The following is a 12,323-nucleotide window of genomic DNA, read 5'->3' on the forward strand; positions in this document are numbered from 1 at the left end:
CAATTTTATCACCTTTATAAAGTTTTACCAGTCTATTTACTTCTTATGAATAGGCTTTAGCCAATTTTTCAAGGAGTTCTTCTTTCTCCTCATCACTAGCAAATGAAGCTTCGATTGCTGTCTTATTATGAGCATAGAAGTCTTGAACTGAGCTATCAAAATGCTTGTGATAGAGTTCGTACTCTTTGGTCAGGTTTGTATCAGAAACAGTCCGATTGTCCGTATTAATAGTAATATTAGCCCCTGCCGCTTTCATTTTTAGATAAGGAAAATCAGCAACTGTAACAGCAGCCTTGGTCTGGAGATTACTTGTTAAACATAACTCTCCTGTGACACCATTTTTGACAAACTCTTCCAAAAGCTTAGGCTCCTGAGCCAAGATCGTTGCATGACCATTACGCTTAATTCCCATGGCAATCGACTCAGCCAAAAAGGCTGGGCAACCACACTCTCCAGCATGGAAAGTCATCGGACGGTTGTAACTTTGGACTTGTTCAATCAAAGGTTTAATCGCTTTAGGTCCATATTGATGCTCATCTCCGGCAAAATCAAAACCAACAAAGCCACTATTGCCAACATCATTTGCTTCATCAAGAATACGAGCCGTTAATTCTTGATCTGATTGGCGCATGCCACAAACTAGGGCCTTGGCTACAATACCAAATTCTTCTTGAGCTTGACGTAAGCCTTGACAAACAGCATCAATGGTTTCAGCGACAGTCAATCCCTTATCCATTGACAATTCTGGAGCAAAACGCACTTCAATATAGATAACATTTTCAAGAGCAGCCTGTTTAGCGACATCATAAGCCGCAATAGTCAAAGCTTCCTTTGTTTGAAGCAAAGGACGAATATAATCAAAAGCCTCAAGATAATCTAGGAGACTCTCACAGGTAGCTGGTGCTGTCACATGGTGTTTGAGCTCTGCATCGTCCTCAGGTAACTCAATCTGTGCCAAGTCAGCTAGGTGACGAATAGTTTCCAATGATAGAGAACCATCCAAATGGCAGTGTAGTTCTGTTTTAGCCAACTTATGAAAATCAATAGCAGTCATTCTTTCTTCCTCTCTAAACAATATGTTTTTATCAGATAAAAATTAATTTTTACTATCTTATCATTCTTATAGAAAAAGTCAAGGTGTCACGCCTAATAGGACGTAGTAGATTCTTGAAATGCCATTAGCATTTTGTTAGGATGTAACTATCAAGAATACAAGGAGAAACTTTATGTCTGACTATATTTTACCAGAAGTTTGGGAAAACCCAACCTCTATGGGAGGTGCCTGGGGTGGCCTCAATCAACCTACAGCTGGTGCACGTTTTGAACAAACATTACCTAAAGGTGACCAACCTTTCCAACTCTATACTCTTCCGACACCAAATGGTATCAAGGCAACTATCATGCTGGAAGAATTGAAAGAACTTGGTGTGACTCAAGCAGGTTATGACGCTTATCGTATTAAGATTGGAGATGGTGACCAATTCGGCTCAGACTTTGTTTCAATCAATCCAAACTCAAAGATTCCAGCAATGATGGATTACTCTGAGGACCAACCGGTTCGTGTCTTCGAATCAGCTAACATCCTCCTTTACTTGGCTGAAAAATTCGGCAAACTCATTCCAACTGATCACGCAAAACGTACGGAAGTTCTCAACTGGCTCTTTTGGCAAACAGGTGCTGCTCCTTTTCTAGGTGGTGGCTTTGGTCACTTCTTCCACTATGCACCTGAAAAAATCGAATATGCCATCAACCGTTTTGCCATGGAAGCCAAACGCCAACTTGATTTGCTTGATAAAGAATTAGCAACCAAACCTTATATTGCTGGCGATGAATATACTATCGCTGATATCGCTATCTGGTCTTGGTATGGCCGTCTTGCTCAAGATAAGATTTGGGATAAGGCTGGTATTTTCCTTGATGTTAAAGAATACAAGCATCTTCAAGCTTGGACTGAAAAAATTGCCGACCGTCCAGCAGTTAAACGAGGACTTGAAGTCGACTATAAAGAGATCTAATTTTTATAACGGTTTGCCTAGGCTAACCGTTTTTCTATTGTTTCATGATATAATAGAAGCAAAATCACAAGGAGACATTCATGACTGTATTTCAAGCTATTTTAGAAAAAATCAAAGCCTACGACACTATTATTATTCACCGCCACCAAAGACCTGACCCTGATGCCATCGGTAGTCAGGTAGGACTGAAGGAAATTTTAAAAACAAACTTTCCAGATAAAAAGGTTCTTGCGACAGGTGTCAATGAACCCACCTTATCTTGGATTGCTGAGATGGACGAGGTAGCTGATCAAGACTATGAAGGGGCACTTGTTATTGTTACCGATACTGCCAACACCCCTCGTATCGACGACGATCGTTATGATAAAGGTGACTTCATTATCAAAATTGACCATCATCCTAACGATGATGCCTACGGTGACCTTCTACTTGTTGATACGACTGCTTCAAGTGCTAGCGAAATTGTGACAGACTGGGCCCTCAGCCTTGGTCTTTCCTTGTCAGATGCTGCTGCTCGTGTTCTCTACAATGGTATTGTTGGCGATACAGGTCGCTTCCTCTTTCCATCTACTACTCCTAAAACACTTCAAATCGCGGCTAAACTTCGTGAATACGACTTTGATTTTGCAGCAATGGCTCGTCGTATGGACAGTTTTCCTTTCAAAATTGCTAAACTACAAGGTTATGTTTTCGATAATCTAGAAGTAGATGAAAATGGTGCAGCTCGAGTTGTCTTGACACGAAAGATTTTGGATGAATTCAATGTCACTGATGCTGAAAGTTCTGCCATTGTTGGAACTCCAGGCCGTATTGATTGTGTCGAATCTTGGGCTATTTTCGTAGAGCAGCCTGAAGGACATTACCGTGTCCGTCTACGTAGTAAAAGCATTGTCATCAACGAGATTGCCAAACGCCATGATGGTGGCGGCCACCCACTAGCTAGTGGGGCCAATTCCTACAGCTTAGAAGAAAACGAACAAATCTATCAAGAAATCAAGGATACAGTTGCCCATGCAACTCACTAATCGTCGTGTACGTCTCATGGGAACTGTGATTGACGTCTCTATCTATCATAAAGAACCAGAACCCCTGCTAGACCAAGTTGAAGCACTTCTACATACCTACAATAAGCGCTTCTCAGCCAATGACGACAGTTCCGAACTCATGAAAATTAACAAGGCAGCAGGCTTACATTCGGTGACGGTTCACCCAGAGCTTTTTGAACTTATTGCTCTTGGAAAATGGCATAGCTGCCAACCTGGAAGTCACCTTAACATTGCCATTGGACCTCTCATTCAGACTTGGCGCATTGGTTTTTCAGATGCCAAGTTGCCTCTGCCTGAAGAAATTCGTCCGCTCCTGCAAATTATCAATCCCAATGCCATTGTTCTATCCGAGGAAAATCAAAGCGTTTTTCTCAAAGAAAAAGGGATGAAAATTGATCTTGGTGCCCTGGCAAAGGGATATATTGCAGATCGTATTGCAGATTTTCTTAAAGCGGAAAAAGTGACCAGTGCCCTAATCAATCTTGGAGGTAATGTTCTAACCTTTGGACCAGCTCTCCATAATCCTGATAAAAAATGGCGGATTGGTATTCAAAATCCCAAGGAGACTAGAAACACAAATCTTATGGTGCTTGCTATAAGAGACCAATCTATTGTCACTTCAGGAATCTATGAACGCACTTTTGAAATAAATGGCAAAACCTATCATCATATTTTCGATAGTCAAACTGGCTACCCTGTCTCTAGTGATCTAGCTAGTCTTACCATCATTTCATCCCTCTCAGTCGATGGTGAAATTTGGACGACACGTTTATTTGGCTCAAGTCTAGAACGCATTTTCCAGGAAGTTAGTTCACAACCAAATCTTGAAGCTATCATCGTTGATAAAGATAATCGATGCTTTCAGACAAGTGGCATTTACAAAATGCGAATTTCCTAAAAAATAGTAAAAAAGACTTGTCAAGAAGACCACCTTTTGATAAACTAAAATAGTTAAAAAACTATGGTGCGGAAAGTACCATGGCAGAAAGGAAATATTTTAACATGAAAAAAGATATCCATCCAGATTACCGTCAAGTAGTATTCATGGACACAACTACTGGTTACCAATTCCTTAGCGGTTCAACTAAACACTCAAACGAAACAGTTGAATTCGAAGGTGAAACTTATCCACTTATCCGTGTAGAAATTTCATCAGATTCACACCCATTCTACACTGGCCGTCAAAAATTCACTCAAGCAGACGGACGCGTGGATCGTTTCAACAAAAAATACGGTCTCAAATAAGCAACATCTTGTTGTTAAGCCATTCCAATTGGAATGGTTTTTTTGTATTCTCTTGGCTATAATCTCTCCTCCCCCGCTCCTTTAAAATAAAAAAACAGCTTCCATATGGAAACCGTTTAATCCTATTAACCTGCTTTACCAATAGCCAAAGCCCAGATAAAGAAGAGGGCAAATCCGAATAAGAAAATCAAACCTGCAATAGCAAGTCCTTTCAACCAAGTTGGAAGGTCTCTCTTTGCTTTTGTAACAAGTACATAATTCAAAAGCGCAAAGAAAGGTGTTGTAAGGAATGAACCAATCATGGCAAAACGAAGCATTGTTGCTACTTGACCTTGGAAGAAGAAAATAATGATGAGACCAAGAATAGCTGTCAATGTCATCCAAACATTCAATGGTGTTTGATTTTTTTCCTTTTGGTTAAACAAAAGACGAAGAGAAATTTCGTTAACACGTGAATAACCATCGATAACAGTAATCACAGTACCAAAGATACATAAGAAAGCGATAAAGGTAATCAAATAGCGTGACCACTCACCAAGCACTGAGGCATACATACCAACAAACTGAGCAATATACTTAGCTGATGCTGCTTCTACTGGTTTACCAGTTGGATACTGGATAAGAGCACCGAGTGCTACAAAGAATACTGCAAGAATAGCTGTTCCGATGAAACCAACGTTAAAGTCAAAGAGGGCATCGTCAGTGTTAAAGTCAACAGTTTTCTTTTTCTCAGCTGACCAAAGTGAGTTAATGGCTGAAATTTCAATTGGAGCTGGCATCCATCCAAGAAGTGAAACGATAAATGGAAGGGCTGCTAACTGCCATGGTGTTTTTTCAACGAAGTCAGCACTTTACTCTGGGTGTTTGATTGCTGCAATAATAACTGCTGCTACTGTTGCGATAGTCAAGGCTGACATGATCCATTTAGCCATGCCATCAAGAAGTTTGTAACCACCAAAGAGTAACATACCCCAAATGATTGCAACCAAAATGATTGACCATGTTGTAATACTCAAACCAAGCATTGGAAAGGCACTAGCAATGATAGCTGAACAAAGAATAGAAACACCTGCAGTATTAACCAAGGCTGAAAAGACATTCAAAATGAAGAATACCCAAAGATAGAACTTACCTTTCTCAGCATAACCTTCAACAAGGGTTTTACCCGTATCTGCGGTATACTCAGCACCAAAACGGAAGAATGGGTATTTAAAGAGGTTAGCTAGAATAACCAAGCCTAGCAAGGCCCATCCATAAGAACCACCCGCTTGAGTTGATGAAACGATGTGGGAACCACCTACGGCCGCTGAAGCCATTAGGATACCAGGTCCCATTGCTTTTATTTTACTACGCCAGGTAGACTGACTAGATATACTTGTTTCTGACATAAGAGAATCTCCTAAAATAAATTTTCTGAATAATCTGAATTGATGTTTACCTTTTACACAATTGTTGGAATAATTTCAATAGAATTTCACATATTTTCTGAAAAATAGAAAAAAGCCATCCAAATGGATAGCTCTTTTACTATTTAGAAAGTCCTGTAAAGAAATCTACGATAGCTTGCCAGATTTGTGCAAAAATATTTTTGCTGTTCTCAACCGCTTTGTTGGCATTAAAGTTTAGGTTGATTCCAGAGAAAGTATTACCAGCTTTCGAAACGATAGAATCTTTAAGTGAACTCAAGGTTGACTTAAAGCTAGCACTATCAATGATTGAAGACTTAGATAAATTCATAGCAAAATTCACCAGAAGGTTAATTTGCGTATCAGAAAGATTCAAGTTGTAATTATTAATTGTTTGCTGAACAATCGTTTTAGCTTGGTCTTCAGTCAACTTATCCCCTTTATCAGCAACTGCTGACTTAATATCAGTCATAGCTACATTAAGCTTGTCCGCATCATAGTCACTCTTGCCTGAATTTTCCTCATTAATTTGAGAAAGGGTTTTGAGTTCCTCTTGCGCAAGCTCTTTGCTTTCATCTGAAACTTTAGCCCCATTTTGCTCAAGGGAATAGTAAATACCAGCCAAGGCACTTTCTCCTGTAACTGCAATTGGTGCTGCTACCGTAATCTTAGCATGTTCAATACCAAGTGTCGTGGCAGCATTACGGTACATATCTGGAGTGATTTTCGTGATATTTTGCGGTGTCACAATCTCTACACTCAAGGTTTCCTTAGCACCCAGCTTAGCAATCTTAACCGAAGAATATAGCTGAAGACTAGAATCGTCAGCCACATTCATGATATTAGCGTAAGCAGATGTCGTCAAGGTCTTGACATTAGTATCCTTACTACTATCATACCCTAATAAATTCAAGGTTTCATTTCGTTGCTCTTCCGACAACGAATATCCCATCACATAGTCTGGTTGAACATAAGATTCATCAATAACCTTTTGGACTTGTGAAGATGTTGCTGCTTGAGCAACCGAAGTAAAGGCTGTTACTGAAGCCAATATAGCCATCCCAGTAACAAGAAGTTTTTTCAATTTCATGTGTGTTTCCTTTCGAAAATAGAATAGTATTCCATAATCTCCTAAAGGACGACTGACTCTAGGCTCAGCCGTTCACCTATTATACCATGACTTAAAAAATTAAGGTCAAAAAAACTACTCGTGCAACTCCAAGGGAAGACCATCTGGATCAGCAAAGAAAGTCATCTTTTCACCGGTAAAAGTGTCCTTGCGAATAGGTTGGCAGGAGATACCCTTTTGTTCTAACTCTTTGACGACCTCTTCAATATTAGTCACTCTGAAAGCTAAATGACGTAAGCCACATGCCTCAGGATAAGACGGACGTTTTGGGGGCTCCACATAGTTCGGATCACTGGTCTTATTGCCGAAGATTTCAAGTTCTATACCTCCACAGCGTAGGTCTAACTTATAATCATGACGTTCCGGACGGTGATTTTCCCGAATAATCTCAAAACCAAGTTTATTGACATAAAAATCTCGAGACAAGTCATAATCAGAAACAATAATAGCAACATGGTGCACTGTATTTAAAAACATATTTTCCTCCATTGAAAAAGGCCCGAAGGCCCTTTCTTAATTTTGAAATTGATTGTATGACTTATTAAACGCTTCAATAATATCTGAACTTGCCTTGTCAAAATCTACCTGTGATTTCAATTCACCTTTGACGATTGTACGCTGAGTTGCTTCGGCATCCGTACAAGTTACAAGGGTAACTTCAGACTTGCCAGGAGTATCATCAATCACTGCTACTTCAGTTGGTTGGACAATTTTTACCTCACTGATAACATAGGTGTAGACCTTATTTTTATCCGTAAGGTAGATCTTCATGCCTTCTTTAGCCCTATCTAATGGTGAGAAGAGCATGTCAGAAGCCCCAGCGATACCGAAAATATGGTGACTAGCCAATGAGTAGTTGTTTTCACCACCCATGACTTGATCTTCTTTCATCGTTCCTGCACCGTAAGTCAACTCTGTATTGCCAAGTCCTTTGAAAATAGGGAGATTGATACCTACCTCTGGAATAGCAATACCACCAACGACAGGAAGCTCTTGAGCATCCATCTGTGCCTGCAAGACAGACTCTGTACTAATTGATTTAACGGTATCAAAGTCAAAGCTAGTCTTAGCTTCCTTGTTTTTCTCAATAGTTTTTTTAGAAACCTTGCTCACTTGATACTTATTTGTATTCCAAGCAATCACTGTGTTTCGAATAGACTTATTGAAAATCAAGGCTAAACCAACAACCAAGAGAACAACAATCAACACCCAGCGAAGAATATCAAGCCACTTACGACGTTTTTTTGTTACGTTATTTTTCTTATCTTTGCTCATTAGTTGTCACCACTTTCTTGATTTTCGGAAGCTTGTTCAACTTCTTCTGGCTCAACTAAAGCAAAGGTTACAATACGAGCAGAGTCATCCAAACGCATGACCTTAACCCCTTGAGTGGCACGACCAGTTTGTGAAATATTAGCAACGGCAGTACGTATGATAACACCTGTATCGGTGATGACCATGATATCCTCATCACCAGACACTGTTACAATACCTGCTAGGTTACCATTCTTCTCTGTGATATTGGCAGTCTTGATACCTTTACCACCACGACCCTTCGTTGGGTATTCAGTAGCTGAGGTACGCTTACCGTAACCTTTTTCAGTGATAATCAAGACTTCTTGGTTTTCTGTAATGGCAGCTGCACCAACAACTTGGTCACCATCACGAAGAGTTACCCCTTTAACACCAGCAGCCATACGACTCATGCTTCGAATAGTGTCCTCTTTGAAGCGAACACTGTAACCAAATTTAGTACCAATGACAATTTCTTCATTACCAGTAGTCAAGAAGACGTTGATTAGCTCGTCACCTTCTCTAAGTTTTAAGGCAATCAAACCATTTTGGCGAATGTTTTTGAACTCGGCTTCCTTAGTTCGTTTAACCAAACCTTGACGAGTTACAAAGACTAGGTGATTATTTTCAGAAGCTTCTTCACTCTTGGCATTAATGACTGTTTGAATGGTCTCACCTTCGTCCAACTTCAAGAGATTAACGATAGGTAAACCTTTGGCTGTGCGACCGTATTCTGGGATTTCATACCCCTTAAGACGGTATACACGCCCCTTATTAGTCATGAAGTAAAGATGATCATGAGTGCTTGTTGAGACAATATCACGAACAAAGTCATCATCGTTAACACCTGTCCCTTGAACTCCACGACCTCCACGTTTCTGAGAACGGAATTCGTCTTGAGCCAAGCGTTTGATATATCCCTTGTTAGAAAGAGTGATAACAACATCTTCTTCTTCGATTAGGTCTTCATCTTCAAGTGAGACAACTTCGCCGACCATCAGCTCTGTACGACGGGCGTCTGCGAATTTACGCTTACTTTCATCCAACTCTTCCTTGATGATAGCAATGACACGCTCTGGTTTTGCCAAAATATCAGCTAAATCAGCAATCAGAGCCAAGAGATCATTGTACTCATTTTGAATCTTATCACGTTCCAAACCTGTCAAACGACGCAAACGCATATCAAGAATAGCTTGACTTTGACGTTCCGTGAGTTCGAAGCGAGCCATCAACTCAGCTTGAGCCTCAGCATCAGTTTGACTGTTACGGATAATCGTAATCACTTCATCCAAATGATCAAGGGCAATCAACAAACCTTCTAAAATGTGGGCACGTGCCTCAGCCTTATCCTTGTCAAACTGTGTACGACGAACCACAACTTCTTGTTGGTGAGCAATATAGTCAGCCAAGATTTGACGCAAAGAAAGGATTTTAGGTACACCCTTTTCAATGGCCAACATGTTGAAGCTAAAGTTAGTCTGAAGTTGCGTTAATTTGAACAAATTGTTCAAGATAACATTAGCAGAAGCATCACGACGCACTTCGATGACAAAACGTACGCCTTCACGAGAAGACTCGTCACGGACTGCTGTGATCCCCTCAATACGTTTTTCTTGAGCTAAACGAACGATATGTTCATGGACCTTGGTCTTATTGACCATGTAAGGAAACTCAGTGACAACAATACGCTCACGACCTGATTTAGTTGTTTCAATTTCAGTACGCGAACGAAGAACAATAGAACCCTTACCAGTTTCATATGCACGGTGAATACCAGATTTCCCCATGACCAAGCCACCAGTTGGAAAGTCTGGACCAGGAAGAACTTCCATCAGTTCACGTGTTGTGACTTCAGGATTATCCATCATCAATTTGACAGCATCAATCGTTTCAGCCAAATTGTGTGGTGGGATGTTAGTCGCCATACCAACGGCAATCCCTGTCGCACCATTGACAAGAAGGTTTGGAATACGTGACGGAAGAACGATTGGCTCATGTTCTGAGCCATCATAGTTATCTTGAAAATCAACTGTATTCTTATTGAGATCACGAAGCATTTCCAAGGCGATTTTAGACATACGCGCCTCAGTATAACGCTGAGCGGCAGCCCCATCACCATCCATAGAACCAAAGTTCCCGTGACCGTCAACCAACATGTAACGGTAGCTCCACCATTGCGCCATACGAACCATGGCTTCATAGATAGATGAGTCTCCGTGTGGGTGATATTTACCCATGACATCCCCGGTAATACGGGCAGATTTTTTATGTGGCTTATCAGGTGTCACCCCAAGCTCATTCATTCCATATAGAATACGACGTTGTACAGGTTTTAAACCGTCACGAACATCTGGGAGAGCACGAGACACGATAACACTCATGGCATAATCGATAAAGCTCGTCTTCATCTCAGACGTCAAATTAACGTCAATTAAATTATTATCTTGCACTCTAAAAATGCCTCTTTTCTTTCATTCAAATCATTCCAAACTCTAATAAAAGAGTATAGAAAATTTCTATAATATTATACCATAAAACGCTTTACTTTTCAGTTGTGTAAACGCTTTCATCTATTATTTCCTTATTATTTCGTGACATCCATCACTTAAAGTGGTAGAATAAGCAGTGTACGGGGTAACCCAATTAAAAAATAAGGAGATGTTTAGACCCATGACTGCAACTAAACAACACAAAAAAGTCATCCTCGTTGGTGACGGTGCCGTAGGTTCATCTTACGCTTTCGCACTTGTAAACCAAGGTATCGCTCAAGAACTTGGTATCATCGAAATTCCACAATTGTTCGAAAAAGCTGTTGGTGATGCGCTTGACCTAAGCCACGCGCTTGCTTTCACTTCACCTAAAAAAATCTACGCAGCTAAATACGAAGACTGTGCGGATGCTGACCTTGTAGTTATCACTGCTGGTGCTCCACAAAAACCAGGTGAAACTCGTCTTGATCTTGTTGGTAAAAACCTTGCTATCAACAAATCTATCGTTACTCAAGTTGTTGAATCAGGCTTCAATGGAATCTTCCTTGTAGCAGCTAACCCAGTTGACGTATTGACTTACTCAACATGGAAATTCTCAGGATTCCCTAAAGAACGCGTTATCGGTTCAGGTACTTCACTTGACTCAGCTCGTTTCCGTCAAGCACTTGCTGAAAAACTTGGCGTTGATGCTCGTTCAGTTCACGCCTACATCATGGGTGAACACGGTGACTCAGAATTTGCCGTTTGGTCACACGCTAACATCGCCGGTGTAAACCTTGAAGAATTCCTTAAAGACACTCAAAACGTTCAAGAATCTGAATTGGTTGAATTGTTCGAAGGTGTTCGTGATGCCGCTTACACAATCATCAACAAAAAAGGTGCTACTTACTATGGTATCGCCGTTGCCCTTGCTCGTATCACTAAAGCTATTCTTGACGATGAAAATGCAGTACTTCCATTGTCTGTATTCCAAGAAGGTCAATATGGTGTAAGCAACGTCTTTATCGGTCAACCTGCTATCGTAGGTGCACACGGTATCGTACGTCCAGTTAACATCCCATTGAACGATGCTGAACAACAAAAAATGAAAGCTTCTGCTGACGAATTGCAAGCTATCATTGATGAAGCATGGAAAAACCCTGAATTCCAAGAAGCTTCAAAAAACTAATCTAACATTAGTTAAATAAAAGTCTCCAGTAGGAGGCTTTTTTCGTATTAAAAAAGAAAAAAACAGCTAATTCGACTGAATTAGCTGTTTAAGATTATGGCTCTATAATTTCTGTAGTGGGTAAAACCACTGTAGAGATTATGGAGCTTTTTGAGTGTAAACAAAAAGTCCCATAAGAACTATAATGAAAAGCGACCAAACCATCATTAGGAAGAACTCATGAGACTTATTAAGAATACCACAGAATTAATTGGAATTAAAGACCCTAACATCATTATTTCACTTGTTTTTGAAACTAACACTCATATCGAGATTCATGCAAAACTTGATTACCCTGCACCATCATGTCCTCATTGCCATGGAAAGATGATCAAGTACGACTTTCAAAAGCCTTCTAAAATCCCTCTTCTTGAACAAGCTGGAACTCCAACACTACTACGTCTGAAGAAACGTCGCTTCCAGTGTAAAGTGTGTAGGAGAGTCACGGTAGCTAAGACATCAATCGTTGAGAAAAACTGCCAAATCTCCAATC

11 protein-coding genes and 1 pseudogene are annotated in these 12,323 nt (G+C 40.3%); 6 read left to right on the forward strand and 6 right to left on the reverse strand.

Annotation, left to right across the window (positions count from 1 at the left end):
* Positions 1-43: 43 nt before the first annotated feature.
* Positions 44-1,054 carry an adenosine deaminase gene (gene add, locus HMPREF2867_RS10750; RefSeq protein WP_048790441.1) on the reverse strand — a complete coding sequence of 337 codons (1,011 nt, stop codon included), beginning with the start codon at positions 1,052-1,054 and terminating at the stop codon, positions 44-46.
* A gap of 172 nt (positions 1,055-1,226) precedes the next feature.
* Between add and yghU the strand changes: the two genes are divergently transcribed.
* The 4 genes from yghU to HMPREF2867_RS10770 all read left to right on the forward strand — a co-directional run bounded on the left by yghU (position 1,227) and on the right by HMPREF2867_RS10770 (position 4,306).
* Complete coding sequence (gene yghU, locus HMPREF2867_RS10755; RefSeq protein WP_022496714.1) at positions 1,227-2,015, forward strand: glutathione-dependent disulfide-bond oxidoreductase; 789 nt, start codon at positions 1,227-1,229, stop codon at positions 2,013-2,015.
* A gap of 80 nt (positions 2,016-2,095) precedes the next feature.
* Positions 2,096-3,040: a DHH family phosphoesterase gene (locus HMPREF2867_RS10760; protein WP_048675503.1), complete on the forward strand. Its 945-nt coding sequence runs from the start codon at positions 2,096-2,098 to the stop codon at positions 3,038-3,040.
* On the forward strand, positions 3,027-3,959 hold the full coding sequence (locus HMPREF2867_RS10765; RefSeq protein WP_048675500.1) for an FAD:protein FMN transferase: 933 nt from the start codon (positions 3,027-3,029) through the stop codon (positions 3,957-3,959). The genes HMPREF2867_RS10760 and HMPREF2867_RS10765 overlap by 14 nt, the downstream gene beginning before the upstream one ends.
* A 104-nt stretch (positions 3,960-4,063) precedes the next feature.
* Entirely contained in the window at positions 4,064-4,306 is a 243-nt protein-coding gene (locus HMPREF2867_RS10770; protein WP_003093591.1) for a type B 50S ribosomal protein L31, read from the forward strand.
* Positions 4,307-4,431: 125 nt separating this feature from the next.
* On the opposite strand, the pseudogene HMPREF2867_RS10775 reads toward HMPREF2867_RS10770, so the two are convergent.
* The 5 genes and pseudogenes from HMPREF2867_RS10775 to gyrA form a co-directional block, all read right to left on the reverse strand.
* Positions 4,432-5,694, reverse strand: a pseudogene (locus HMPREF2867_RS10775) (NRAMP family divalent metal transporter).
* Between the two features lie 139 nt (positions 5,695-5,833).
* Complete coding sequence (locus tag HMPREF2867_RS10780) at positions 5,834-6,802, reverse strand: DUF1002 domain-containing protein (RefSeq protein ID WP_037600769.1); 969 nt, start codon at positions 6,800-6,802, stop codon at positions 5,834-5,836.
* A gap of 114 nt (positions 6,803-6,916) precedes the next feature.
* Positions 6,917-7,318, reverse strand: coding sequence for an SMU1112c/YaeR family gloxylase I-like metalloprotein (locus tag HMPREF2867_RS10785; RefSeq protein ID WP_037597911.1), 402 nt, complete (start codon positions 7,316-7,318; stop codon positions 6,917-6,919).
* Between the two features lie 36 nt (positions 7,319-7,354).
* Positions 7,355-8,116 carry a class A sortase gene (locus HMPREF2867_RS10790; RefSeq protein WP_060971335.1) on the reverse strand — a complete coding sequence of 254 codons (762 nt, stop codon included), beginning with the start codon at positions 8,114-8,116 and terminating at the stop codon, positions 7,355-7,357.
* Positions 8,116-10,584 (reverse strand): DNA gyrase subunit A, encoded by a 2,469-nt coding sequence (gene gyrA, locus HMPREF2867_RS10795; protein WP_060971334.1) that lies wholly within the window; start codon positions 10,582-10,584, stop codon positions 8,116-8,118. The genes HMPREF2867_RS10790 and gyrA overlap by 1 nt, the downstream gene beginning before the upstream one ends.
* Positions 10,585-10,804: 220 nt before the next feature.
* On the opposite strand from gyrA, the gene HMPREF2867_RS10800 reads away from it, so the two are divergent.
* Positions 10,805-11,791 (forward strand): L-lactate dehydrogenase, encoded by a 987-nt coding sequence (locus HMPREF2867_RS10800; RefSeq protein ID WP_037600761.1) that lies wholly within the window; start codon positions 10,805-10,807, stop codon positions 11,789-11,791.
* A 219-nt stretch (positions 11,792-12,010) separates the two neighbouring features.
* Positions 12,011-12,323: transposase family protein (locus tag HMPREF2867_RS10805; RefSeq protein ID WP_141751030.1), on the forward strand; the 313-nt coding region annotated here is incomplete at its 3' end.

The sequence above is a fragment of the Streptococcus sp. HMSC064H09 genome (assembly GCF_001812625.1).
Taxonomy (GTDB): domain Bacteria; phylum Bacillota; class Bacilli; order Lactobacillales; family Streptococcaceae; genus Streptococcus.